Source organism: Arthrobacter sp. 210 2, assembly GCF_059093025.1.
The window spans coordinates 1-24227 of record NZ_JBNHIE010000012.1 but is presented as its reverse complement, the minus strand read 5'-3'; the positions used below and the strand labels follow the sequence as shown (position 1 = coordinate 24227).

The following is a 24227-nucleotide window of genomic DNA, read 5'->3' as shown; positions in this document are numbered from 1 at the left end:
CTCCTGGATTGGCGGCGGGTAGGCCCTCTGCATAAGCCAATTACCAATGTAGACCTGGCACCCTTCGTGATCCAGAGCATGTACGCCAGGATCTGGAACCCACAAAATTCCATCAACGACCTGAATCTTTGCGCCCGGCGGGGTTATCCTCAGAATGCGTATCCAGTTGCGGGGGCATCCGGGCGGGGGGCTAGGCGCACCCGCGGTGTGACTGCCGCGGGCCAGTTTCATAATTTGCATTCACACCGGGGTGACCCGGCGGATTTCAAAGGAAACGAGCATGGGCCGTCGACGCGCAGCAACTGACCCGATCTATCCGCGATGGATCTGGATCGCAGCGGCGGCCACAGTGGCCCTTCTCATCGTTGGCGGCGCATTCGTGCTGCGCACCATGCTCTTTCCCGATCCAGGGGACGGGGGCACGTCCGGGGGGAATGGCAACACGCCTTCAGCAACCGAGCCCTTGACGCAGGACAATCCTGCCGCCGTTGCCGGGGCCTCGCCCTGCATCTCCCTGAACATCCTCACTTCGCTCGAGAACGCCGAGATGGTCCGCGCCCTGGCGGCCGCGTACACCGCGAAACCCCGCAGCGTGGACGGTAAATGCGTGACGCCGGCAGTCACCCAGGAAAAATCGGGAGTCGCTGCCGGCAAGGTGGGGTCGCAGTTCCCAGGCGTTCCGGCCGGCGACAGGCCCTCCATGTGGGTGCCGGATTCCTCCGCGTGGTTACGGATCGCAGGGGAAGATGCCACCGGAAGCCCTGCCGGCCAGGAAGGAACCAGCATCGCCCGGAGTGCGATCATTGTCGCCATGCCGGAGACGATGGTGCGCGCCCTCGGCTGGGACAGCACACCGCCGTCGTGGTCTGACGTCTTCAAAATGTCCGAAGAGCAGGACGTCTGGGAGCGCCTCGGCCATGGCGACTGGGGGAAATTCAAGTTCGGCAAGGCCAGTCCGCTCGTCTCAACGTCGGGCTTGATGGCCCTTGCTGCTTCCTACGGTGCCGCCGGAGGCAGCCTTGGGGGCTTGGACGACATGGACCTGGATGCACCGTCCCTGGTGGAGAAGGTGCGTGCCGTGGAATTGGGCACCAGCCACTACATGGCCACTCCCGAGCACTTCCTGTGGCACGCCAGGGAAGCTGACGACGCCGGGAACGTCGCGGAGTTCCTCTCCGCGGTGATCGTGGATGAAAAGGCGGTCTGGGACTATAACCGGGGAGTGGTCAGCGAGGACGGTACAAAAAAGCAGTCCGGACCCGTGCCCAGGGAGCCCCTCCGGGCCATCTACCCCAATGACGGCGTGCACGTGGCTGACAACCCGGCAGTAATCCTTGACGGCGAATGGGTACAGAGCCAGCAGCGTCTGGCCGCGCTGGACTTCCTCGCGTTCGCGGTGACGGAGCAGGGCCAGGACGTCGTCAAGGCGTCCGGCTACCGCAGCATCCAGGGAAAGCTGAACGCCACCGTGGCGGCAACCGGCCGGTACGCTGAGACGCTCCAACCGCTGCCACTCCCCAAGGCGGAGGCGCTTGTTGCCATGCAGGACAGCTTCCACGAGGTCCGCAAGCGGGCCAGGGCCTTGTTCCTGCTGGATGTTTCCGAGTCCATGGTGCAGGAGACCGGAGTGACCAAGTTGCAGCGGGCCAAGGATGCCGTTGTCAAGGCACTGGACCATTTCGTGGGTGAGGACGAGATTGGGCTGGCCGCGTTCTCCCATGTGGATGACGGCCCCCTGCAGCCGGGCATCGTCAGCCCGGTAGCCCCGCTGAAGACCAATAAAGAAGACATCATCGCCAAGCTCGACGGGCTCCAGGCCGTGGACGCTACGCCGCTTTTTGAAGCGGTTGGCCGCTTCGCCGGCGATCAGGCCAAGGACTACAAAGACAGCTCCATCAACACCATTGTGCTTTTGAGCGACGGCAAGAATGATTCCACCCACCCCGGAGACCTTCCCGGGCTCACCGAACAGCTCAGCCATCAGAACCACGCGACACCGGTGCTCGTCTTTACACTCGCATACGGGCCCGACGCCGACGTCCCCACTTTGCTTGAAATCGCCAGGGCGAGCGGGGCGCACTACTACGACGCCACCGACCCGAACAGGCTCGAGGAGGTACTCGGCGAACTGGTGACCAGCTTCTAGGCCTTGACGGTTGCAAAACGTTTTGCATATAGTGATGCAAGCAACATACAAAACGTTTTGCAAAGGAACGAAGTCAATGGCGACAAAGGTCAACATCCGGGACGTGGCGAAAGCTGCCGGCGTCTCCGTAACCACCGTGTCGCATGCCCTGAGCGAAGCGCACAGCTCCCGGGTGAACGCCCGGACTGTGGAACACATCAAAGCCGTAGCCGGTGACCTCGGCTACGCACCGAACCGCCTGGCAAGCGGACTGCGCAACCAGCGTTCACAGATCCTCGGCCTTGTCAGTGACGAGATCACCACCACGCCCTTTGCCGGTGCCATGATCCAGGGCGCCCAGGACGCCGCCTCGGAGCACGGGTACTTGCTGATGGTGGTCAACTCCGGCTTGGACAATGAGCTGGAGCGCCAGGAAATCCGGGCCCTGCAGCAGCACCAGGTGGACGGCATCGTCTACGCCCGCATGTTCAACCAGCAGGTGTCCGTCCCGGGCGAACTGGGTGCAGCCCCAACTGTTGTCCTCGACGCCACCCCGGACAACCCCGCACTGTCCTCTGTGGTGCCGGACGAGTTCGGCGCCGGCGAGTCCGCGGCCGAACTTCTGGTTACGGCCGGTCATCGCCGGATTGCCATGGTCAACAACGAGGACGATATTCCGGCCGCCCACGGGCGGCTCGCAGGGTTCCGCGCAGCGCTTGTCCGCCATGGACTGGAACTACCCGCGGACTGCCTGGTGGCCGGACATCCAAGCACTGCGGGAGGCCGGGAAGCGGCGCTTCAGCTGTTGTCCCGGGCGGAACCACCCACCGCGCTGTTCTGCTTCAATGACCAGATGGCCATGGGCGCCTACCAGGCGGCAGGCCACCTTGGCCTGAAGGTTCCGGCTGACGTTTCAATTGTGGGCGTTGACAACCTTGAGCTCATCGCCGACGGCCTCTGGCCGGGCCTGTCCACCATGGCCCTCCCCCACTATGAGATGGGCCGGTGGGCTGTCCTGAAACTCCTGGAGGAGCTTGAGGACGCCGGGGCGCCGCGGAGGCAGGAAAAGATTTCCTGCCCCGTCATTGAGCGGGAGTCCGTCGCTCCGCCCCGGAACTGACACCCAGGCGCAAGAAAACCCCCGTTAAAAACGGGAACGCAGCCGTTGCAGCGGCCGCGTTCCCTGCAGGACCTACATCAATCCCCCGCTGTCCAAGCAGAAAGACCGACCCATGAACAAGAAGTTCACCAAGATCCTGGCGACCAGCATAGCCGCAGCCGCCCTCACAGCCACCCTCGCCGGCTGCGGCAAGGGCAGTGCATCGTCTTCTACTGAAGGTTCCGGTGAGATCGCCCTCTGGACCCACAACGCCGGCAACCCGGAGGAACTGGCCGCAGTCCAGAAGATCGTCGACTCCTACAACGGCAGCCAGGACAACGTGAAGATCAAGATCCAGGCCTTCCCCCAGGACTCCTACAACGACTCCGTGGTCTCCGCAGCAGCGGCCGGCAACCTGCCCTGCATCGTGGACATTGACGGCCCCAACGTGCCTAACTGGGCCTGGGCCGGGTACCTGAAGCCCCTCGAACTGGATGCGGACCTTTCCAAGCACCTCCCCAGCACCGTGGCTGAATGGGATGGAAAGCCCTACGCCGTTGGCTACTACGATGTCGCCCTGGCCATGATGGCCCGCGCCTCTGACCTGAAGGCCGCCGGCGTACGCCCTGCCACCATGGAGAAGCCGTGGACCAAGGAAGAGTTCCAGGATGCCCTCAGCAAGCTCAAGGCTCTGGGCACGTGGGAGCACCCGCTGGACCTGGGCACCGCCGGCACTGGCGAATGGCTTCCGTACGGCTACTCCCCCCTCCTGCAGTCGTTCGGCGGCGACCTGGTGAACAGGGACGGCTTCCAAAGTGCAGAGGGCGCACTGAACGGCGACAAGGCGGTGGAGTGGGCCGAGTGGTTCCGCGGCCTCGCGGACCAGGGCTTCATGGCCAAGAAGAGCGGCAAGGACTCCACCCAGGACTTCCTGAACAACAAGTCAGCGATCGTCTACACGGGCTCGTGGGCCGGAGACAAGGCCAGGGCGGCCCTTGGCGACGACCTCGTCGTCATGCCGCCGGTGGACCTCGGCGAGGGCCCGAAGATCGGCGGCGCCTCCTGGCAGTGGGGCGTCACCAGCGGCTGCAGCAACGCCGAGGCAGCCATGGACTACCTCTCCTACTCCCTGAAGCCGGAAAACATTGCCGCAGTGGCCAAGGCCACCGGCGCGATTCCTGCCAGCGAAGAGGCGGCGGCCCAGATTCCGGCCTTCGCCCAGGGCGGCGCCAACCGGATCTTCATGGACTTCTCCCGCGAATACGCGGTCATGCGGCCCGAGACACCCGCCTACCCCTTCATCGCCACCGAATACGGGAAGGCCGTGCAGGACATCCTGAACGGGGCGGACGCGAAGTCCACCCTTGATAACGCCGTGAAGGCGATCGACGCCAACATCAAGTCCAACGGCGGCTACAAGAACTAGCCGGAGCCCCGGATGGCTGCTCCCCGCAGCCATCCGGCAGCCCGACCCACGGAGACCCTCATGGCAACTGCTTCCCTTCCCACACGCCCAAGTCCAGCCACCCCTGAAACTGCCCTGCCGCCGTCGAACGCGAAAGGCAAGGCCCCCAAGTCCCACAGCCGCCCTGGCTTCCGCCGCGAACAGCTCAGCGGCTGGGGCATGATCGCTCCGGCCGCGGTGCTGCTGCTCGCCTTCATCTTCATCCCTGCGATTCTTGGCTTCGGCCTGGCCTTCACCAACGCGCGGCTCATCTCGCCGCGTCCGGTCGAATTTGTGGGCGTGGAGAACTTCGCCCGGCTCTTCTCGGACCCCACGTTCTACCGTGCCCTGCTCAACGTCGCCTACTTCACCGTCGTCATCGTTCCGGTGCAGTCCGGCCTGGCCCTGGTGATGGCGCTGCTGATCAACAAGAAATTCCGCGGCGTGAACTTCTTCCGCACCGTGTACTTCCTGCCCGTGGTCACCTCCATGGTGGTGGTCTCGCTGCTGTGGCTGTTCATGTACCGCAAGGAGGGCCTGATCAACGAGATCCTCGCCGCCGTCAGCTTCGGCCTGATCGACGGCCCGGACTGGCTCGGCGACCCCAACACCGCAATGCCGGCCATCATCATCCTGTCCATCTGGCAGGCGGCCGGATTCCACATGATCATCTGGCTCGCCGGGCTCCAGGGCATCTCCGGTGAACTGTACGAGGCCTCGCAGCTGGACGGCACCAGCCGGTGGCAGCAGTTCCGCTACGTCACCTGGCCCGGCCTCTTCCACACGCGCAGCCTGGTCCTTGTCACCATCACCATCCAGGCCCTTGGGCTCTTCGACCAGATCAGCGTCATGACCCAGGGCGGTCCCATGGACTCGACCACCACCATCATTTACGAGGCTGTCCAGTCCGGCTACCGGCAGCAGGAAACTTCCTACGCCTCCGCCATCTCGCTGGTGTTCTTCGTCCTCGTGCTGATCGTCTCCGCGGTGCAGCGCTACCTCACGCGGGAGAAAGACTGACATGAAAAACCAACTGCTCCTGAAAAACGCCGGCACCATGCTGGTGCGGATCCTCTTCGCCGTCGTCGCCGCGTTCCCCATCGTCTTTATGCTCGTGTCCTCCCTGAAGCCGGACCAGCAGATCTTCGGCGACATGTCCTCCCTGGCCGCATTCCTGCCGGTGGGCAACATCTCCTTCGACAACTACACCGCCGTCTTCGACCGCGTCCCGGCCGCCCGCTTCCTGCTGAACTCGGTGGGCGTCTCCGCCGTCACCGTGATCCTCGGGATCTTCGTCAACAGCCTGTGCGCCTTCGCCCTGTCCCGCATGCAGGTCCGCGGCAAGAAGATCGTGTTCACCGCCATCCTCGCCACGCTGATCGTGCCTTTCCAAACCCTCGCCCTGCCGCTGGTGTGGTGGGTCAACCAGCTCCCCTACTTCGAGCTGAACGGCTTCAGCCTCGAATTCTCCAAGGGCTGGCTGGACACATACCAGGTCCAGATCATCCCCTTCATCGCCAACGCCTTCTCGATCTACCTGTTCCACCAGTACTTCGAGTCCATTCCCAAGGAACTGGACGAGGCCGCGCGGATCGACGGCGCCGGCTGGTTCAAGATCTACCGCCAGGTGGTCATGCCGCTGTCCGGCCCAGCCACCGCCACCGTGGCGATCCTGACCTTCCTGCCGGCCTGGAACTCCTACCTCTGGCCGCTCATGGTGGTCCAGTCCGAGGAACTGCGCCCGGTGATGATCGGCATCCAGTACTTCTTCCAGCTGAACGTCTCCTGGGGCGAGGTCATGGCGTACGCATCCCTCATCACCGTTCCCGTGGTGGTGCTGTTCATCGCCTTCCAGCGTTCCTTCGTCAACAGCATCGCCTCCAGCGGCGTGAAGGGCTAGGCCACAATGAATCCATTGACGACGACGGCGGCTCCCGCGTCCGCCGCCGCCCCGACAGTTCCGTCGAGGGACCGGTTCCGCCCCGCATGGCACTACACCGCCGAACGCAACTGGCTCAACGATCCCAACGGGCTGGTCTACCTCAACGGGACCTACCACCTCTTCTACCAGCACAACCCCTTCGGCACGGACTGGGGCAACATGTCCTGGGGCCACGCCACCTCCCGGGATCTGCTGCACTGGGAGGAGCAGCCGGTGGCCATTCCCTGCGACGCGCAGGAGGCCATCTTCTCCGGCTCAGTGGTATTCGACCGGAACAACAGCAGCGGATTCGGCACTGCCCGGAACCCGCCGCTCGTGGCCGTCTATACCAGCGCCTACGGTGGTGACTCGCGGTTGGCCGGCCGGCAGGCCCAGTCCCTGGCCTACAGCGTGGACGAGGGCAGGACCTGGACCAAGCACCAGGGCAACCCGGTCCTGGACCGCGCCTCGGCCGATTTCCGGGACCCCAAGGTTTTCTGGTACGACGGCGCCGCCGGAGGTTACTGGGTCATGGCCGCCGTCGAGGCGGTGGAGCGGCAGGTGGTGCTCTACAAGTCCGCGGACCTGAAGGCCTGGGAGTACCTGAGCACGTTCGGGCCTGCGAACGCCACCGGCGGAGTGTGGGAGTGCCCCGACCTGTTCGAGCTGCCCGTGGACGGGAACCCGGAGGACAGGAAGTGGGTCCTCATCGTGAACATCAACCCGGGAGGAATTGCCGGCGGCTCAGCCGGGCAGTACTTCCTGGGCGGGTTCGACGGCGTGACGTTCAGGTCCGAATCGACCGTCACCGAGGGCCTCCAGAAGGACGGCAGCCGGATGCGCGAGTACGGCTGGCTGGATTGGGGACGTGACTACTACGCCGCCGTCTCCTTCAGCAATGTGCCCGACGGCCGGCGCATCATGATCGGATGGATGAACAACTGGGACTACGCGGGCTCCACCCCCACCGGCGGCTGGCGGAGTGCAATGTCGTTGCCGCGGGAAGTTACGCTGACCCGGGTGGACGGCAAGGTGGTGCTCCGGCAGGAGGCTGTCGATCCCTTCGAGGGATCGGAGTCTGGAACCTTCCACCTGGGACCGCAGCGGTTGGTGCCGGGGACGCTGGAACTTCCGGTCACCGGGACAGTGGCGCGCATCGATGTTGAGTTCGAGCCGGGCACCGCGACGCGGGTGGCACTGATGCTCCGCGCGGGCGGCGCCCAGGCCACGCTGCTCACCTACGATGTGGCGGAAGGAATGCTGCGCCTGGACCGGAGCGCGTCGGGGCACGTGGATTTCCACGGAACCTTCGCCTCCGTTGAGACGGTGGCCGTCCCGTTGCAGGACGGCCGCCTCCGCCTTCGCGCCTACCTTGACCGTTGCTCAGTGGAGGTCTTCGCCCGGGACGGGCTGGCCACCATCACGGACCTCGTGTTCCCTGCTGAGGCGGGCGCGGCTTTGGCGATCATCGCCGAAGGTGAGGGCGCGCAACTCCTGGCGCTCGACGTCGTCGGCGGCTGAACCCGGCTGTCAGCCCGCTTCCGCTTCATCGTCCGGAGCCGCTCCCAGACCAAGCTCTGCCAGTAGCGATGGATGGTCGAAAGTGTCTGCGACGCAGCCGATAAGCACCGGGGGCACCCGGAAATGGGTGTCAATGGTCAGCAGCCCGAGCTCTGAAAGTTCCTCCAACCGGGCCATGGCCACCCTGGTCAATTCGGTGACGGCAGCCTTCTCGGCTTCCTGCGCACGATCTGGGGCTGCCTTCATGCGTTCCACTGACGGTGGTTCCGCCGTGGCTGCCGCCAGCAGGATGGACACCTGCACTGCGGAGAGTGGATGCTCCCAGGGCTCCTCGGGATCAAGCCGCAGCACGGCGTGCTCCAGGAAGCATGACGTGAACATGGTGAAGTCGTCCAGCTGCTCCGCGACGCTGCCGTCCAGGAAGTGCGCGGGATCCTCGAAGGGCACCACTTTCGTCGGCTTGACCGTTATTAGCTCGGCGGTCTGAAGCGTGGCCCAGATTTCGGCAAGCAGGGGCACGTCGTACATGCTGCGCACGGTGGGGACGTCGTCGGGCTCGTCTGCCCGCCTGGTGCCGCCCCTGGCCGACACGCCGACGCAGGCGGCGGCTTCCTCGATGTCCTTCAGGCGAAGAGCGCCCGTTCCGGTCACAGGCTTCCCGTCGCCGATCCATCGAAGCAGGGCTGTTGCTTTCTGGATCAGAGGCAGTGCGGTGAAGGCTGCCAGTGCCTGCTCCTGGGGAATGTCCGGAACCTCGATGGACTCATGGCCGTCGTCGCGGTCGGCGAGGCTGTCGAAGAAGTCCAGGGCTTCGGCCAACTGCTCCGCCGGCCCGGTCCACCGGCCGGTTTCAGACAGGAACTCGAGGTAACTGCGGACAGAATCAACGATCAGGGCAGCCTGTTCCGGGTCAGCGGTTTCGGGGTCCTGCACACGGCCGGCGGTGGTGACTTCCTCCGCGACGGCGTTGGCCAGGGCAGCCGGGTCGAAGCTTGTCACGTCGGGCGCAGCAGTGGTCTCCAGATAGCGGCTGATGGTGGGTTCCATCAGCTTCAGGTATTGCAGGGCAGCGGCGCCCGCTCCGGGGGTGCCGTCGTCGAACCATTGGACATAGGCCGGCGCCAATGCGTCCAGCGCGCGGGCGGCACGGAAGGAACTGAGGGAGACCGGCCCCGGGCGGCGTTGTCCCGCCGAACCCTTGCCGGAGCGACGGTTTTTACTGTTCTTGCCCAAGGAGTACCTAACTGCCGGAGAATGCTTTGCGGGAACGACGCTACTGAGTTCTGCGGTGCTCTGCCACTTTCAGCGAAGAACGCTGGTTAGGCTGTATGGATGGCGACAGTTATTCTCGTGCGGCATGGCCGCACCACAGCCAACGCCGCTGGACTGCTGGCGGGCAGGGCGGCCGGCGTCAGTTTGGACCCGTTCGGGCGCGAGCAGGCGGCCTTGACCGGGGACAGACTCGCAGCCGTGCCCTTAGCCGGGGTGGTATCGAGCCCCCTCGAGCGTTGCCGGCAAACCGCCCAGCTCATCCTCGATCGCCAGGCTGGTAGTCCTTCTGCGCCCACCGATCCCGATCTCACCGAGTGCGATTATGGCCAGTGGCAGGGCCGCATGCTCACCGATCTCGCCACCGAAGACCTGTGGGCGGCCGTGCAGTCGCAGCCGTCCGCCGTCGTGTTTCCCGGCGGTGAATCCATGGCGGCGATGCAGGCCCGGTCGGTAGCAGCAATCCGACGGCACGATGCAGCCTTCGAGTCCGAGTACGGGCCAGGAGCCGTGTGGGTGGCAGTGAGTCACGGTGACATCATCAAATCAATCCTTGCCGACGCGTTGGGTATGCACCTCGACCTGTTCCAGCGCATCAACGTGGGCCCGGCCTCCGTATCGATCGTGCACTATGGTGCTGTTCGGCCGAGCGTCTATGCAACAAACACCGACGCAGGGGATCTGTCATGGCTGTCGAAAGGCGTCAACTCCGGCGATGCGCCGGTGGGTGGCGGTGCCGGACAGACGGCGCAGTAACCTTATGTGCCTAAAATACTGACATGCCCACACTTGTTCACGAGTTTGCCTGGCCTGACCGGGTTGTCATCGGTACCGTCGGCGTTCCAGGGTCACGCACGTTTTACCTGCAGGTACGCACGGGCAAGCAAATTGTGAGCATTGCGCTGGAGAAGCAGCAGTCGGCCCAGCTTGCAGAGAAGATTGACGAAATCCTCGATCAGCTCCTCACCCTCGAGGGCAACCCTTTCAGCGTTCCCACCGGTACTCCCATCGAACTCGTCGACAATGACCAGCTCGAGGCGGTCGAGGAGCAGTTCCGAACCGGTGCCATGACCCTGGGTTGGGACCCGACGACGGCGCAGGTGGTCATAGAGGCATACCCGATCATCGATGTAGATGAGGATGACGAACCGCTTGATGCGAACGGCGGCGAAGTGCCCGAAATGTTGCTGGTGCGGATGCCGGTTGGCGCCGCCCGCGCATTCGCCAAGCGGACCCGTGAGGTGGTGGGCGCCGGGCGTCCCGCATGCCCGCTCTGCGGTTATCCCGTGGACGCCGACGGGCACGTCTGCACGCTGCCCGAGGTCTGATGCCCGCGCCCGACCTGCTGACTGCCGAGCTGACGCTCACGGGGCGGATCAGGACGGCGTCGAATGCCACCTTTGTGGGCACCATCGGCGACACCACGGTTGTTTATAAGCCGATAGCCGGGGAGAAACCGCTGTGGGATTTTCCCGACGGCTTCCTTGCCCACCGGGAGGTCGCCGCCTACCTGGTCTCGGAGGTCCTCGGCTGGAACGTCGTGCCACGCACCTGGCTCCGCGATGGTCCTTTGGGCGAGGGAATGGTGCAGCTGTGGCAGGACGCCGACCCCGACCAGAACGCGGTGGATCTCGTTGCTGCCGGCGACGTACCGGAGACCGGGTGGAAGCATGTCCTCAAGGGCCAGGATGAGACGGGACGGATGGTCGCCCTCGTCCACGAGGACACACCGGAGCTCAGGCGCATGGCGGTATTCGACGTGGTTGTCAACAACGCTGACCGCAAAGGCGATCACATCCTTGCCATGCCAGACCGACACCGGCACGGCGTGGACCATGGACTCACCTTTCACCGTGACCACAAGCTGCGCACGGTGCTGTGGGGGTGGCTGGGAGAGAGCCTGACCGACCAGGAATGCGACGGCGTCGATCGCGTCATCGAAGGACTGCACGGTGAGCTGGGCCGAAACCTCGCGAAGTTGCTCAACGCCGAAGAAATTGCCTCACTCGGCGCGCGCTGCACCCGGTTACGGTTGACGGGGCGGTTTCCGGCTCCGAGCGGTGACATGCCCGCGGTGCCTTGGCCGCTGTTTTAAGGACACCAGGGCTGCAGGCTTCGCAGCCTTGTTCCACGTGGGTGGCCCGAACAATTACCTGGTGTGGATTGACGGGCCTCGTGCCCGGAATAGCATTCCCGAAGGCGGCGCTAGATCACCTCAAGCACGCGTTTGCGAGTGGGCGGGGGATAAACACGATCCAAGTCGGCCAGGTCGCGGGGCATGAGCCGAACGTCGAGTGCGTTTCGGCATTCCTGAACATGGTGCGGGCTTGAGGCTTTTGGAATCGCCAGGACGAGCGGCTGCCTGAGCACCCAGGCGAGGGCGATCTGAGCGGGGCTGACATTGTGTTCGCTTGCGATGCGGACCAGCACGGGATCGTCCAGCATTCGGCCCTGCTCCAGGGGCGAGTACGCCATCACCGGGATGCCCCGCCCGATGCACCGGGGCAACAGATCGAACTCGATGCCCCGGCGGGTCAGGTTGTACACCACCTGGTCGGTCGCGACCTTCTGGCCGCCGGGCTGTCGCATAAGGTCTTCCAGATCCGCGACGTCGAGGTTGCTGACGCCCCAGTGCTGGATCTTTCCGGCGCGCTGCAGGTCTTCGAAGGCTTCGAGCGTTTCCGCCAAGGGAACCGCGCCCTGCCAATGCAGTAGATATAGGTCGATGCTGTCCGTTCCGAGGCGACGCAGACTGCCCTCGCAAGCGGCGATGGTTCCGCGCAGGGTGGCGTGATGCGGCAGGACCTTGGTGGCCAGGAACGCTTCGTTGCGGCGTGCTGCCAGCGCCCTGCCAACAAGTTCCTCGGCGGCGCCATTCCCATACATCTCGGCGGTATCTACCACGGACATCCCAAGGTCCAGGGCCATCTGGATCGCCGCCGTCTCGCGCGCGGCGTTGCCGGGGTGCTCTCCCATTCCCCACGTTCCGATTCCGAGCGCCGGGACAGCTTCACCGGACGGAAGAAGTATCTCACGCATCGTAGCTCCCATCAGAAATGCCCGGTCCCGTCCTGGGATGCACCGCGTCCCTGTTGCCGGCCGATGGTCGGGCGCTGCTGCTGGCTGCACGGTTGGTGATCCTGCCCGGCAGCAACATGTTTGAATCTACTCCCCCGGACCAGGACAGGATAGGTGCCGAGGTCCGGGCCGGCGGCGCACAGCAACCCGATAGCGGTCACCTTCGCCTACACCAGTGGCCAACCATGTGATTACGGGGACCCTCGGAACCGAAGCCGGAGTCCGGCTTGGCCCCTCCGCCTGACCCGCTTTCCCTGCTGCCACTCTTCCGGTCGGCGCGTTTCCCGGCGTAGAGTTTCTGGCCTAGGAAAGCGGTGCAATCGACGAAAGGTCGTGCCGCATACGTCAGGAGCAGCGACGAACGAACGGGGAAAGGGCAATGTCAATCACTCCCGAACACGCTTCACCGATCGACCCCGATGATTCCAGGGCTGAGCACAAGTCCGCAGATCACGAACATTCCCACCAGCACGGCCCCGGGTGCGGACACGAAACTATGGAGCACGACGGCCACGTGGACTATTTGCACGATGGGCACCGGCACGCCGCTCACGATGACCACTACGACGAGCACTGAGCCCGCCCCTATGAAGCACCAAGAGAGGGCTCTAATTCTATGAACAGAAGAGACCTGGAAGAAGCAGTGCGAGTAGCGGAAGACACGGAACGCCAGGCGGCGGAAGAGTATCGGCGTGAGATTGGCGAAAGTGGAGCAGAAGGAGGTAACGACCCTGGTCTTTCGCCAAAAGGCGCGGTTTGGGTCATCGCCTACGACGAGCTTGCTGCTGCCCGTGATGCTCTCGAAGCAGCCAGCCGGCCACCCGAAAGTCTTTGAACGTTAGAAGCAGGTAACCATTTGACCGGCCACCAGACAGCGACGCCGGCGACGACCCTTTGCACGGCGGCGCCGAGCAGTAGCTCCTCCACCGCCACCCCATTTACAGGACCGGGCTAGGCCGGATTGGCTGCTCCCCCGGTGGGAGGGCGCTAGGTGGCGTCAAGTCAGGTGGGCGTCAATGCGATGCCGCGAAACCACAGCGGTCGTCCATGCTGCGGCGCTCGTCTTGGGGGAAGAGCCCGGCCAGGATCCGATCGGATTCCGCCTGTGCCGCGACGTCGAAGGCTCCGCCTGTGACGAGCAACTCGTTAGCTCCGGAGGTGGCGAGAAGGCGCTGGACTTGAGTCCGCACCTCGTAGGCCGTGCCGTAAAGCGACGTGGACAGGCTGCTTTCGACAGCTTCCTTTTCCCTGAGACTCAGCCCGGCCCACTCGGTCGGACCCACGGGCGCCAAGGCAGCGAATTCGCCGGTGGTCCTGGAGCGGGCCAGCGCGACGGCTTCGGGCAGAAGCAGTTCCCTTGCCGCCTGGCGGGTGGCGGCCACCGCTACGTTGGCGGAAACCAGGATAAACGGCCGCTCGAACCAACGTGATGGACGGAACTGTGAGCGATACCTTTCCAGCGCCGGGAGTGTGCCGTTCTGATCCGTCCGGAACACGGCCGGCCCGCCCAGCACCACAGCCAGGCCGGCACGGGCTGCACTATCGATTCCCGAACCGGTGGCCAGCACGAATACCGGTGTAGCCGAATCATTCCGCGGCCGGGCAGTGATGGGCGCGGCTCCGGACAGGTAAGCAAGCAGTTGGGCCAGCTGGTCTTCAAACTGCTCCGCGTCCTGTTTCCCGGCGCGAAGCGCATTCCGGATCGCCGGGGAGAAACCGACAGACCGGCCAACGCCCAAGTCGATCCGCCCGGGATGCAGAGCCTCCAGCGTGGCCGCCTGTTCTGCCACCACCAGTGGTTGGTGGTTGGGAAGCATGATGCCTCCTGAACCGACCCGGATGGAGTGCGTCCGGGCAGCCACAGCGGCCATCAGCACGGCCGGAACGGAACCGGCGATGCCTGGCACCGCGTGGTGCTCTGCGACCCAGAAGCGGCGGTAACCCCAGTCCTCGGCCCGCTGAGCCCGTTCCAGCACCCGATTAAGGGCGTCCGAAGCAGGAAACCCGTCCCGCGCGTTGGCACGGTCGAGAATGGAAATCCGGGGAAGGGGAAGGGCCATACTGCTTGAACCCCTCCGGGCGCGGAAGAATTCCGTTCCGGAAGGCGGGTACGGCATCCGTGGTCCGACGCTGTCCAACGTGATGTGCGGACTGCCGAGGGCCACTCCCCTCCCGGGAGGCTGACAAAGCGGGCCCTGCGCGATTTACCGTGCAGGGCCCGCTTAGTGGCAGTTACTTGGAAGAAGACGTCCAACTAGACGACAGGGGGAATTAGAAGTCCCAGTCCTCGTCCTCGGTGTTGACTGCCTTGCCGATGACGTAGGACGAACCCGAGCCCGAGAAGAAGTCGTGATTCTCGTCAGCGTTCGGGGAAAGCGCCGACAGGATCGCCGGGTTCACGTCAGTAACGGAGGACGGGAACATTGCCTCGTAGCCGAGGTTCATCAGCGCCTTGTTGGCGTTGTAATGCAGGAACTTCTTGACGTCCTCGGCCAGGCCGACGCCGTCGTAAAGATCGTGCGTGTACTGGACTTCGTTTTCGTACAGCTCGAAGAGCAGTTCGAACGTGTAGTCCTTGATTTCCTGCTTGCGTTCCTCGGAGAGCCCTTCCAGGCCCTTCTGGAACTTGTAGCCGATGTAGTAGCCGTGTACAGCCTCATCGCGGATGATCAGGCGGATCAGGTCAGCAGTGTTCGTCAGCTTGGCGCGTGAGGACCAGTACATCGGCAGGTAGAAGCCGGAGTAGAACAGGAAGCTTTCCAGCAGGGTGGAAGCGACCTTGCGCTTCAGGGGGTCGTCGCCCTGGTAGTAGTCCATGACAATCTGCGCCTTCTTCTGAAGGTTTGAGTTCTCAGTGGACCAGCGGAACGCCTCGTCGATCTCCTTGGTGGAGGCCAGCGTGGAGAAGATGGAGGAGTAGCTCTTTGCGTGCACCGACTCCATAAACGCGATGTTCGTGTACACGGCCTCTTCGTGCGGGGTCAGCGCATCCGGGATGAGCGAAACTGCGCCGACGGTGCCCTGGATGGTGTCCAGCAGGGTCAGGCCGGTGAATACGCGCATGGTGAGCTGCTGCTCAGCGGGCGTCAGGGTGTTCCATGACTGGACGTCGTTGGACAGCGGCACCTTCTCCGGCAGCCAGAAGTTGTTGACGAGCCGGTTCCAGACCTCCACGTCCTTGTCGTCCTGGATGCGGTTCCAGTTAATGGCCTCGACGTGGCTCAGCAGCTTGACCTTCTCGGTCATGTCATCCCCTAAACGTTGGGTGGGTTTCTCTAAGTTAAAGCGTACGACGGCGGGCGGGCGCCCGCCGTCGTACTTCACAAGTTAGTTGAAGGTGCAACTACAGCATGCAGCTGACGCAGCCCTCCACCTCAGTCCCTTCCAGGGCGAGCTGGCGGAGACGGATGTAGTAGATCGTCTTGATGCCCTTCTTCCAGGCGTAGATCTGGGCCTTGTTGATGTCGCGCGTGGTGGCGGTGTCCTTGAAGAACAGCGTCAGGGACAGGCCCTGGTCCACGTGCTGGGTGGCAGCGGCGTAGGTGTCGATGACCTTCTCGTAGCCGATCTCGTACGCGTCCTGGTAGTACTCCAGGTTGTCGTTGGTGAGGTACGGCGCCGGGTAGTAGACGCGGCCGATCTTGCCTTCCTTGCGGATTTCAATCTTGGACGCCACCGGGTGGATCGAGGAGGTGGAGTTGTTGATGTAGGAGATGGAACCGGTGGGCGGAACAGCCTGCAGGTTCTGATTGTAGATGCCGTGCTCCATGACGGAAGCCTTCAGCGCGCGCCAGTCCTCCTGCGTGGGGATGTGCACGTTCTTGAACAGCTCGCGGACCTTCTCGGTCTGCGGCACCCACTCCTGCTCCGTGTACTTGTCGAAGAACTCACCCGAGGCGTACTTGGACTTCTCGAAGCCACCGAAGGTCTGGCCCGTCTCGATGGACAGCAGGTTGGAGGCCCGGATGGCGTGGTACACCACCGAGTAGAAGTAGATGTTGGTGAAGTCCAGGCCCTCTTCGGAGCCGTAGTGGACCCGCTCGCGGGCAAGGTAGCCGTGCAGGTTCATCTGGCCCAGGCCGATGGCGTGGCTCTGGTCGTTGCCCTTGGCGATGGACGGCACCGAGGTGATGTTGGACATGTCGGACACTGCCGAGAGGGAACGGATAGCCGTCTCGATGGTCAGGCCGAAGTCCGGCGAATCCATGGTCTTCGCAATGTTCAGCGAGCCCAGGTTGCAGGAGATGTCCTTGCCGGTCTCGTCGTAGGACAGGTCATCGTTGTACGTGGTGGGCTGGGAGACCTGGAGGATCTCCGAGCACAGGTTGGACATGATGATCTTGCCGTCGATCGGGTTGGCCCGGTTCACCGTGTCCTCGAACATGATGTACGGGTAGCCGGATTCGAACTGGATCTCGGCGAGGGTCTGGAAGAACTCGCGCGCCTTGATCTTGGTCTTCTTGATCCGGGAATCGTCCACCATCTCGTAGTACTTCTCGGTGACGGAGACGTCCGAGAAGGGCATGCCGTAGACGCGTTCAACGTCGTACGGCGAGAACAGGTACATGTCCTCGTCCTTCTTGGCCAGCTCGAACGTGATGTCCGGGATGACAACACCCAGCGAGAGGGTCTTGATGCGGATCTTCTCGTCAGCGTTCTCGCGCTTGGTGTCCAGGAAGCGGTAGATGTCCGGGTGGTGCGCGTGCAGGTACACCGCGCCGGCACCCTGGCGGGCACCGAGCTGGTTGGCGTAGGAGAAGCTGTCTTCGAGGAGCTTCATCACGGGGATGACGCCGGAGGACTGGTTCTCGATCTGCTTGATGGGCGCGCCCACCTCACGGATGTTGGTCAGGGCGAAAGCCACGCCGCCGCCGCGCTTGGACAGCTGCAGCGCGGAGTTGATGGAACGGCCGATCGACTCCATGTTGTCTTCGATGCGCAGCAGGAAGCAGGAGACCAGCTCGCCGCGCTGCTTCTTGCCCGCGTTCAGGAACGTGGGTGTGGCCGGCTGGAAACGGCCCTCGATGATCTCGTCCACCATCTGCAGGGCGAGCTGCTCGTTGCCGCGCGCCAAATGCAGGGCAACCATGCAGACGCGGTCCTCGTAGCGCTCCAGGAAACGCTTGCCGTCGAAGGTCTTCAGCGTGTAGGAGGTGTAGAACTTGAACGCGCCCAGGAAGGTCTCGAAGCGGAACTTCTTTTTGTACGCACGGTTGAACAGGTCACGGATGAAGTTCATCGTGTACTGGTCCAGCGTTTCGCGCTCGTAGTAGTCGTTCTTGACCAGGTACTCGAGCTTCTCTTCCAGGTCATGGAAGAACACGGTGTTGTTGTTAACGTGCTGCAGGAAGTACTGGTGCGCAGCCTCGCGGTCAGCCTCAAACTGGATCTCGCCGTTGGGGCCGTACAGGTTCAACATTGCGTTCAGCTCGTGATAGCCCAGGCCCTTGTAGGCGGCCGGCATCTCAGGCTTTTGGGCCCTGGTTACTTCCGTGTCTGCGACAGTCGTGTCCAAAACGTGTCCAATCCATTGTTTACACGGGACACGTCGTCTGGCGTGCCCATTAATTCGAAGCGGTAGAGGTGCGGCACTCCGCACTTGGCGGCAATGATGTCCCCCGCCAGGCAGTAGTTGTCCCCGAAGTTTGTGTTGCCGGCGCCGATGACCCCGCGGAGCAGTTGCCTGTTCTGCGGGTTGTTCAGAAACCGGATGACCTGCTTGGGAACGGAGCCCTCTCCCCCGGTGCCGCCGTAGGTGGGCACCACCAGCACAAAAGGCCGGGTGGCGAGGAGGGGTGCATCCCTGGAGTACAACGGAATCCGGGCAGAATCGCGGCCAAGCTTCGACACGAAGCGGCTGGTATTCTCGGATGCCGAGGAAAAGTAGATGAGCTGGCTGCCGGTGGTGACCTGTCCTGCGGCATCCTGCTGCGGTGCCGGCGGGGACACCTCCACGCGCTGAGCCGCGTGAATTTGTCGAGCCGTGTGGTTCTGCTGTGCTGTTGGTGCTGCCATGGGAGTCACCTCAGCTGGTTGCTGGTTGCCGGCAGGAAAAACGTGCCCCTTAGGCCACGGAGGAAACGGCGGAAAGCGCCAGTTCTTCGATCTTGTCCGGACGGAAGCCTGACCAGTGGTCCTGGTCCGTGACCACAACGGGCGCCTGCATGTAGCCCAGCGACTTCAGGCGCTCGAGGGCCTCGGCGTCCTGGGAGATGTCAACGCTCTGGTAGGTGATGCCCTTCTTGTCGAGCGCGCGATAGGTGGCGTTGCACTGAACACAAGCAGGCTTCGTGTAAACCGTTACGGTCATGGTTCCTGTCCCCTTTTCTGGAAAACTTGCTCGTCCGGTGTTCCCGCCCAAGCTGTATCTAGATACTACATCTAGTGCAGACGCCTCTTAGGAACCCCAAGATGATGTATTACAAGTATGTCATTTAATGCACCTTTAATCCACAGGCAGGGGCCGCCAAAATGTCCGGAATCCCGGCGATTTCGCGGACGGAATCCACATGCTGTGGAGTACTTAGCCACATTTAACGCCCAGCGTGTCGTGGAAAAGACGGCGTGTCGGTCCTGGTGGTGACCTGCGTAAACACACCACAAAGGGGCCCCGAAGTGACCTTCGGAACCCCTCCTGGTGACCAAACGCACGGAAGTTAGAGCTGCGCCTCCCGGCGGTCCAGCACGATCTGCTGCACGTCCAGGTAACCGGACTGGAATCCTGCCCTGGAGTAGCAGAGATAGAACAGCCACATCCGCTGGAAGACGGCGTCGAAGCCCAGTTCGCCCACGTCGCGGGAAGCCTCCAGGAACCGTTCCTCCCACAGCCGGAGGGTGGCGGCATAGTGGTCCCCCATGCCCATCCGCTCCCGCACCCTTAGCGTGGTGTGCTGCTGCGTCACGCCTTCGATGGCGCGGACGGACGGCAGGAATCCGCCCGGGAAGATGTATTTGTGCACCCAGGTGTAGGCGTTGCGCGTGGCGAGCATCCGGCCGTGCGGCATGGTGATCGCCTGGATGGCCACCCTGCCGCCCGGCGCGAGGACGCGGTCGATGGTCTGGAAGTAGATGGGCCAGTATTCGTAGCCCACCGCCTCGATCATTTCCACCGAGACGACGGCGTCGAACTCCCCTTCCACGGCCCGGTAGTCCTGCAGCGCAACCGTGACCCGGTCCGAGTAACCGGCGGCCGCAATCCGGTCCTGGGCCAGCGCCTGTTGCTCGCTGGACAGGGTGACGCTGTAAACGGTGGCCCCGCGGGCCGCTGCCCGCAGGGCCAGCTCACCCCATCCGGTGCCGATTTCCAGCAGCCGCGTTCCGGCGCCCACCCCCGCTTTGTCCAGCAGCCTGTCAATCTTGGCCGCCTGTGCTCCCGCCAGCGCGTCCCATCCCACCGAGGACAGCGGACCCGCCTGGAGCGGGAACAGCGCTGATGAATAGCTCATCGTTTCATCCAGGAAGCTGGAGAACAGATCGTTGGAGAGGTCGTAGTGCCGCGAGATGTTGCTCCGGGTGTTCTGCTCCGCGTTGCGCTCCTGCCGGGGCGTGCGCGGCAGGTAGAGGGACCGCAGCGTCTGCAGCGGCGCCGGAATCAGGGTGCCAACGGAAGCGGCGAACACCTCCAGGACACCCGCCAGGTCATCGGCTTCCCAGTCCCCTGCCATAAAGGACTCGCCCAGGCCGATCAGGCCGTGGGCGCCGATCCGGGCTTCGAACGCCTCCGGACGGCGCATGGTCATCACCGGCGCGTCCTCCCCGCCGATGCCCAGGACGGATCCATCCGGATATGCGACGCGCAGGGGCAGGCGCTTAACGGCGCCTTTGAAGAGGAGTCCGGCGGCCTTTCCGGCCACGGCCGCTTTGGCGCCCGACGGCGGCTGGGCCACACCGGGCCACACCTCGCCGTCGATGGTGGCGGGCGACGCCGGCACACCTGCAGCGGTCCACGCTGCGGGAGTGTGCCGCACGGGTTTGTCCCCGAGCGCAGCTGCAGTCCCGTTATCGTCTATCAGTGTCATTGAACTGCCTCCTGTGAGGGGTGAAGTGGTCGGGCGACGACGGGCAGCCGGCGTGCCCAGAGTTTGATGCCCTGCACCCGGATGAGTGCGGATACGAGAAGCGGCGCGGCCGGTACGGCGACCGCCGCGGCGAGAATGTTGCGAACGGTGGCCGCGTGCCGGCGGCCGTCCATGGTGGCGACGAATGGCCGGTGGCCTTCCCGCTCAAGCACAATCGACACAGCCAGGCGGTCATCCGGAGCGGGCAGCTTCATGCGGTACTGGCCGTCCACGTCATTGAAGGGTGAGACGTAGAAAGCCTTGGGGACGGAGGCCCGGCCCGCAGGATCAGTCCGCAGCAGGTAGCAGTGGCGTTCGCCGTAGGTGTTGTGGACTTCCGCCACCACGCATTCCAGCTCGCCGCTGGACCGGTAGCACCAGAACAGGGTCAGCGGGTTGAAGACGTGGCCGAACACCCTGGCGCTGGCCAGCATGTGGATGGCGCCGCCGTCGGGCTCTATCCCCTGCGTCCGCAGGTACCGCTCCACGTTCGAGCGGATGGTGGCGTCCGGATTCCCCAGGTGGTCTCCCGCGCGGAACACGGCCAGCGGCCGGAGCAGGAACGGCAACCGGGGAAGCCGGTCAACGTCAACCAGCCAACTGTAGCTGCGGTAGGTGAAAGCATTCTTCAGCGGGCTGTGCCGCACGTGGGAAATGGAGGTGCGGTAGATGGCTGAGCCGGTGGTCATGCAGGTTCGCCCGCTGCAGCAAGTTTCCGCCCGCCGTCATCCGACGCTGCAGGCCCGGCGGCCGTAACGGAAGCGGGCAGCACGGGAACCCAGTGCCGGCCCAGCTTTTCGGCGGCCCGGACGCCGGAGAGCGCACCGTCCTCGTGGAAGCCCCAGCCCAGGTATGCGCCGGCATAGGCAATGCGGCTGTCACTGAGCGCCGCAATCGCCTGCTGGGCCTGCAGTGATTCCGGGGTGTATTGCGGGTGCTCGTAGACCATGCGTTCCAGGACGGCGTCGCCGGCAATCAGTTCCGACTCCCCCAGGCTCACCAGGTAGGGGCGGCCGTCACCGGGTTCAAGCCGCTGCAGGCGGGTGAGGTCGTAAGTGACCAGGACCTTGTCCGGCCTGGCCCCGCAGGACGGGAGCCGGTAGTTCCAGGACGCCCTCGCGTTGTCGGCGGAGGGCAACACAGCAGGATCCTGGTGGAACACGGTGTGGTTGACGGAGTAGGGCATCCCGCCCAATGCCTCTTTTTCGTCAGGCGTGGCGTCGGCCAGGAAGCCGAGTGCCTGGGCCGGGTGCGTGGCAACCACGACGGCGTCGAAGTCTTCCAGCCCACGGTCCGTTGCGAGTTCCACGCCGTCGGGCAGGCGCCGGATGGCGGTGACAGGGGTGTTGAGCCGGACGTCAGTCAGGGTGGCGGCCAGTTTTTCCACGTACCGGCCGGAACCGCCGGTGACGGTACGCCATTGCGGAGAGCCCTTGACGCCAAGCATTCCGTGGTGGCGGAGGAACGTGAAGAGATACCGTGCCGGGTAGGCCAGCGCCGTAGTGGGGTCGCAGGACCATACCGCGCTGACCACCGGGGTCATGAAGTGGGAGATGAAGTACGGGCTGAAGTTTTCGCGGGCCAGGAACTCGCCGAGGGTCTGTTCGGGAATGTCGGCTTCGCCTCTGACGGCGGCGGCAGGAGCGGTGTTCAGCAGCATGCGTGCCTTGCGGTAAAAGCGCGTGATCTCCAGCAGCATCAGCAGGTACCGGCCCCGCAGCAGGCTGGACGGGCGGGCGAAGATTCCGCGGGCATCGTCGCGGGCGCCGGCATATTCCAGCCCGCAGCCGTCGCAGCGGATGGACATGCTCATCTCCGAGTCCTGGGTTTCGACGCCCAGCTCGGCGAACAGCCGCAGCAGTGTGGGGTAGGTCCGCTCGTTGTGCACGATGAACCCGGTGTCCACGCCAAGGATCGTGCCGTCAGGTTGTGGCATGTCGTGGGTGTGGGCATGGCCGCCCAGCCGCGAATCCGCTTCGAAGAGCGTGACGTCGTCCTGCCTGTTAAGGACGTAGGCGGCGGTCAGTCCGGCCACGCCGCTGCCGATGACGGCCACGCGCCGCCTTCCGCCTCCACCTGCTGCTGGATCTGGTGACAATTCATGCTCCTCTGCTGAACATTTGCCAATGGTTGGATATACAGAGGGCAATTCGAAGCCGGGGATGGCGCGGATGGGTGCAGTACTGTGGGCTGGTGGTAAATCCGGTACACCTGAAGACCCTGATGGAGGTCACGCGGCTGGGCTCCTTCGCGGCCGCCGCGTCAACGTTGGGCTATACGGCCTCTGCCGTCTCCCAACAGATGTCCGCCCTGGAACGCGACACCGGCGTCGTCCTGTTCCAGCGCTCGGCGCGGAGCGTGGTCCCCACGGAGGCCGCCGTCGTGATGACCCGGCACGCGGCCAAGGTGCTGACGGACATCGAGGCGCTGATGGCTGCCGCCGCCAAAACCCAGGACAGCGCCAGCCAGGAACTCCGGCTCGGCATCTTCCCCAGCCTGGCGACGTACGTCCTGCCGCGGATCCTGAAGAAACCCGCGTGGAAGAACCTGGGCATCGACCTCAAGGTGTCCGTGGCCGAGCCGGGCCAGACCATCCAGGGGCTGCGCGCCGGCGGTGAACTGGACCTCGCCGTGGTCTTCCAGGTGGGCCAGACCGGTGTGGCCTGGCCCGCCACCATCAACAGGCAATGGATCGGCGACGACGACTTCCGGGTGGTGCTGCCCGCCGGCTGGGGCTTCCGTCCGGACGCGAAGGTGGCGGCAGACCATCTCTCCGAGATGCCCTGGATCATGCACCACCCCGGCACAAGCGACGCCATGGTCATTGAACGGCTCTTCGCGGGCTGCAACCTGCATCCGCGCGTAGTGGCGCACAGCGACGACTTCCACGCCAGCCTGGAGATGGCAGCCGCAGGACTGGGGGCGGCGCTGGTTCCCGAACTGGCACTGCGGAACAAGCCGGCGGGTGTGGTGGTGCTGGACGTCCCCGAAATCCGGCTGGCCCGGAACGTTTTCGCGCTGCTGATCAATGACCGGAAAACCGCGCGGGTGCAGCTGTTTGTCGACCTGCTGGCAGAGACGCTCGCCGGAATGCGCACCTCAGTGAATTAGGCCTGAACGCTGGAATGCACCGCTGTTCGGGTCTATGTTGAGAATATGAACAAGGTAGCGAGCCAGCACTTTGGCGAGATTGAGCTCAATCACGGCAGGGATCACCTGATCGCCGCCAAACATGAGCTGCGCGGCCATCCACTGGAACTCGACCTGAACATCACCGCCCACGACCACTTTGACGAAGCCGCACTGCGCAAGGTGGACTACCGCCTGCGGTTCCTGCCCGAACTGGTGGACGAGGTCCGGGACATGATCGCCGAGGAGCTGGACCAGGAAGGCACCAGCCCGCAGGAATACCTGCAGTTCCATTGCAACGCCCTCAAGGATGAGCACCTGCACAAGGTCTTCGGCGTGGAGAACCGCAGCCAGCTCACCAAGGATGTGTTCCTCAAGGCACTGAAGCTGGGACACGTGGGGATCTACCCGGGCCAGCCGGAACGTTACTTCGTGATGGATTTTACGCTCGGCCAGCACTTCACCGATGAAGTCCTGGTGGCCTCCGCGGACGAAGACGGCGTGGTGGACGACGAGATTGTCTGGGAATCCTGAATTTGCAAACGGTGGTTGAGCCTGTCGAAACCTGACGGGGTTTCGACAGG

Annotated in this window: 22 protein-coding genes; 12 read left to right on the top strand and 10 right to left on the bottom strand. The window is 64.0% G+C overall.

The genetic code is table 11. The features are described from left to right. Window positions 1-280 precede the first annotated feature (280 nt). From AC5RWA_RS18795 to AC5RWA_RS18770, 6 genes are all read left to right on the top strand, one after another. Complete coding sequence (locus AC5RWA_RS18795; RefSeq protein WP_494058653.1) at window positions 281-2146, top strand: vWA domain-containing protein; 1866 nt, start codon at window positions 281-283, stop codon at window positions 2144-2146. A 76-nt stretch (window positions 2147-2222) separates the two neighbouring features. Further along, complete coding sequence (locus AC5RWA_RS18790; protein ID WP_494058652.1) at window positions 2223-3245, top strand: LacI family DNA-binding transcriptional regulator; 1023 nt, start codon at window positions 2223-2225, stop codon at window positions 3243-3245. A 112-nt stretch (window positions 3246-3357) separates the two neighbouring features. After that, a complete protein-coding gene (locus AC5RWA_RS18785) occupies window positions 3358-4650 on the top strand; it encodes an ABC transporter substrate-binding protein (RefSeq protein ID WP_494058651.1) in 1293 nt (430 codons plus the stop codon). 60 nt (window positions 4651-4710) lie between these two features. Continuing rightward, window positions 4711-5688, top strand: a complete 978-nt coding sequence (locus AC5RWA_RS18780) for a carbohydrate ABC transporter permease (RefSeq protein ID WP_494058650.1) — start codon at window positions 4711-4713, stop codon at window positions 5686-5688. Window position 5689: 1 nt separating this feature from the next. Then, window positions 5690-6568: a carbohydrate ABC transporter permease gene (locus AC5RWA_RS18775; protein WP_079596273.1), complete on the top strand. Its 879-nt coding sequence runs from the start codon at window positions 5690-5692 to the stop codon at window positions 6566-6568. A gap of 6 nt (window positions 6569-6574) precedes the next feature. Next, the gene (locus AC5RWA_RS18770; RefSeq protein ID WP_494058649.1) at window positions 6575-8110 is read left to right on the top strand and encodes a glycoside hydrolase family 32 protein; all 1536 of its coding nucleotides are present in this window, start codon (window positions 6575-6577) and stop codon (window positions 8108-8110) included. A gap of 9 nt (window positions 8111-8119) precedes the next feature. Here AC5RWA_RS18770 and AC5RWA_RS18765 read toward each other — a convergent pair whose 3' ends face one another. Continuing rightward, complete coding sequence (locus tag AC5RWA_RS18765; RefSeq protein ID WP_494058648.1) at window positions 8120-9343, bottom strand: hypothetical protein; 1224 nt, start codon at window positions 9341-9343, stop codon at window positions 8120-8122. Between the two features lie 99 nt (window positions 9344-9442). Here AC5RWA_RS18765 and AC5RWA_RS18760 point away from each other — a divergent pair, with 99 nt between their 5' ends. Genes AC5RWA_RS18760 through AC5RWA_RS18750 form a run of 3 tightly spaced genes read left to right on the top strand, consistent with a single transcriptional unit; the run spans window position 9443 to window position 11474 of the window. Continuing rightward, complete coding sequence (locus tag AC5RWA_RS18760; RefSeq protein ID WP_079596276.1) at window positions 9443-10135, top strand: MSMEG_4193 family putative phosphomutase; 693 nt, start codon at window positions 9443-9445, stop codon at window positions 10133-10135. Window positions 10136-10158: 23 nt separating this feature from the next. After that, window positions 10159-10707 (top strand): DUF3090 domain-containing protein, encoded by a 549-nt coding sequence (locus AC5RWA_RS18755; RefSeq protein WP_494058647.1) that lies wholly within the window; start codon window positions 10159-10161, stop codon window positions 10705-10707. Then, window positions 10707-11474: an SCO1664 family protein gene (locus tag AC5RWA_RS18750; RefSeq protein WP_494058646.1), complete on the top strand. Its 768-nt coding sequence runs from the start codon at window positions 10707-10709 to the stop codon at window positions 11472-11474. The genes AC5RWA_RS18755 and AC5RWA_RS18750 overlap by 1 nt, the downstream gene beginning before the upstream one ends. 110 nt (window positions 11475-11584) lie before the next feature. Here the strand turns inward: AC5RWA_RS18750 and AC5RWA_RS18745 are convergent, their stop codons facing one another. After that, window positions 11585-12418, bottom strand: coding sequence for an aldo/keto reductase (locus AC5RWA_RS18745; protein ID WP_494058645.1), 834 nt, complete (start codon window positions 12416-12418; stop codon window positions 11585-11587). A gap of 418 nt (window positions 12419-12836) precedes the next feature. On the opposite strand from AC5RWA_RS18745, the gene AC5RWA_RS18740 reads away from it, so the two are divergent. Beyond that, window positions 12837-13034, top strand: a complete 198-nt coding sequence (locus AC5RWA_RS18740) for a zinc transporter permease (protein WP_494058644.1) — start codon at window positions 12837-12839, stop codon at window positions 13032-13034. 436 nt (window positions 13035-13470) lie between these two features. Here AC5RWA_RS18740 and AC5RWA_RS18735 read toward each other — a convergent pair whose 3' ends face one another. The 8 genes from AC5RWA_RS18735 to AC5RWA_RS18700 form a co-directional block, all read right to left on the bottom strand. After that, window positions 13471-14517: an MsnO8 family LLM class oxidoreductase gene (locus AC5RWA_RS18735; protein ID WP_494058643.1), complete on the bottom strand. Its 1047-nt coding sequence runs from the start codon at window positions 14515-14517 to the stop codon at window positions 13471-13473. A 211-nt stretch (window positions 14518-14728) separates the two neighbouring features. Then, a complete protein-coding gene (nrdF, locus tag AC5RWA_RS18730) occupies window positions 14729-15703 on the bottom strand; it encodes a class 1b ribonucleoside-diphosphate reductase subunit beta (RefSeq protein WP_050054849.1) in 975 nt (324 codons plus the stop codon). A gap of 97 nt (window positions 15704-15800) precedes the next feature. Further along, the gene (gene nrdE / locus AC5RWA_RS18725) at window positions 15801-17921 is read right to left on the bottom strand and encodes a class 1b ribonucleoside-diphosphate reductase subunit alpha (protein WP_115525690.1); all 2121 of its coding nucleotides are present in this window, start codon (window positions 17919-17921) and stop codon (window positions 15801-15803) included. 20 nt (window positions 17922-17941) lie between these two features. Beyond that, window positions 17942-18412: a class Ib ribonucleoside-diphosphate reductase assembly flavoprotein NrdI gene (gene nrdI / locus AC5RWA_RS18720; RefSeq protein WP_275724938.1), complete on the bottom strand. Its 471-nt coding sequence runs from the start codon at window positions 18410-18412 to the stop codon at window positions 17942-17944. A 109-nt stretch (window positions 18413-18521) separates the two neighbouring features. Then, entirely contained in the window at window positions 18522-18767 is a 246-nt protein-coding gene (nrdH, locus tag AC5RWA_RS18715) for a glutaredoxin-like protein NrdH (RefSeq protein WP_066276552.1), read from the bottom strand. A gap of 346 nt (window positions 18768-19113) precedes the next feature. Then, entirely contained in the window at window positions 19114-20475 is a 1362-nt protein-coding gene (locus tag AC5RWA_RS18710; protein WP_494058642.1) for a class I SAM-dependent methyltransferase, read from the bottom strand. Continuing rightward, window positions 20472-21203, bottom strand: a complete 732-nt coding sequence (locus AC5RWA_RS18705) for a DUF1365 domain-containing protein (RefSeq protein ID WP_494058641.1) — start codon at window positions 21201-21203, stop codon at window positions 20472-20474. Before AC5RWA_RS18705 ends, AC5RWA_RS18710 begins: the two co-directional genes overlap by 4 nt. Next, window positions 21200-22612, bottom strand: coding sequence for an NAD(P)/FAD-dependent oxidoreductase (locus tag AC5RWA_RS18700; protein ID WP_494058640.1), 1413 nt, complete (start codon window positions 22610-22612; stop codon window positions 21200-21202). Before AC5RWA_RS18700 ends, AC5RWA_RS18705 begins: the two co-directional genes overlap by 4 nt. Before the next feature lie 95 nt (window positions 22613-22707). On the opposite strand from AC5RWA_RS18700, the gene AC5RWA_RS18695 reads away from it, so the two are divergent. Continuing rightward, window positions 22708-23625, top strand: a complete 918-nt coding sequence (locus tag AC5RWA_RS18695; protein ID WP_079596422.1) for a LysR family transcriptional regulator — start codon at window positions 22708-22710, stop codon at window positions 23623-23625. A 45-nt stretch (window positions 23626-23670) separates the two neighbouring features. Next, window positions 23671-24177 (top strand): DUF2004 domain-containing protein, encoded by a 507-nt coding sequence (locus AC5RWA_RS18690; protein WP_079596305.1) that lies wholly within the window; start codon window positions 23671-23673, stop codon window positions 24175-24177. The last annotated feature ends 50 nt before the right edge of the window (window positions 24178-24227 follow it).

Bases quoted from the DNA above. Each gene is read 5' to 3' on its own strand.
- nrdH (WP_066276552.1), bottom strand. From the start codon at position 18,767: ATGACCGTAACGGTTTACACGAAGCCTGCTTGTGTTCAGTGCAACGCC.
- nrdE (WP_115525690.1), bottom strand. From the start codon at position 17,921: ATGCCGGCCGCCTACAAGGGCCTGGGCTATCACGAGCTGAACGCAATG.
- AC5RWA_RS18690 (WP_079596305.1), top strand. From the start codon at position 23,671: ATGAACAAGGTAGCGAGCCAGCACTTTGGCGAGATTGAGCTCAATCAC.
- AC5RWA_RS18755 (WP_494058647.1), top strand. From the start codon at position 10,159: ATGCCCACACTTGTTCACGAGTTTGCCTGGCCTGACCGGGTTGTCATC.
- AC5RWA_RS18790 (WP_494058652.1), top strand. From the start codon at position 2,223: ATGGCGACAAAGGTCAACATCCGGGACGTGGCGAAAGCTGCCGGCGTC.
- AC5RWA_RS18750 (WP_494058646.1), top strand. From the start codon at position 10,707: ATGCCCGCGCCCGACCTGCTGACTGCCGAGCTGACGCTCACGGGGCGG.
- AC5RWA_RS18795 (WP_494058653.1), top strand. From the start codon at position 281: ATGGGCCGTCGACGCGCAGCAACTGACCCGATCTATCCGCGATGGATC.
- AC5RWA_RS18735 (WP_494058643.1), bottom strand. From the start codon at position 14,517: ATGGCCCTTCCCCTTCCCCGGATTTCCATTCTCGACCGTGCCAACGCG.
- AC5RWA_RS18710 (WP_494058642.1), bottom strand. From the start codon at position 20,475: ATGACACTGATAGACGATAACGGGACTGCAGCTGCGCTCGGGGACAAA.
- AC5RWA_RS18785 (WP_494058651.1), top strand. From the start codon at position 3,358: ATGAACAAGAAGTTCACCAAGATCCTGGCGACCAGCATAGCCGCAGCC.
- AC5RWA_RS18705 (WP_494058641.1), bottom strand. From the start codon at position 21,203: ATGACCACCGGCTCAGCCATCTACCGCACCTCCATTTCCCACGTGCGG.
- AC5RWA_RS18780 (WP_494058650.1), top strand. From the start codon at position 4,711: ATGGCAACTGCTTCCCTTCCCACACGCCCAAGTCCAGCCACCCCTGAA.
- AC5RWA_RS18760 (WP_079596276.1), top strand. From the start codon at position 9,443: ATGGCGACAGTTATTCTCGTGCGGCATGGCCGCACCACAGCCAACGCC.
- AC5RWA_RS18770 (WP_494058649.1), top strand. From the start codon at position 6,575: ATGAATCCATTGACGACGACGGCGGCTCCCGCGTCCGCCGCCGCCCCG.
- nrdF (WP_050054849.1), bottom strand. From the start codon at position 15,703: ATGACCGAGAAGGTCAAGCTGCTGAGCCACGTCGAGGCCATTAACTGG.
- AC5RWA_RS18745 (WP_494058645.1), bottom strand. From the start codon at position 12,418: ATGCGTGAGATACTTCTTCCGTCCGGTGAAGCTGTCCCGGCGCTCGGA.
- AC5RWA_RS18740 (WP_494058644.1), top strand. From the start codon at position 12,837: ATGTCAATCACTCCCGAACACGCTTCACCGATCGACCCCGATGATTCC.
- AC5RWA_RS18775 (WP_079596273.1), top strand. From the start codon at position 5,690: ATGAAAAACCAACTGCTCCTGAAAAACGCCGGCACCATGCTGGTGCGG.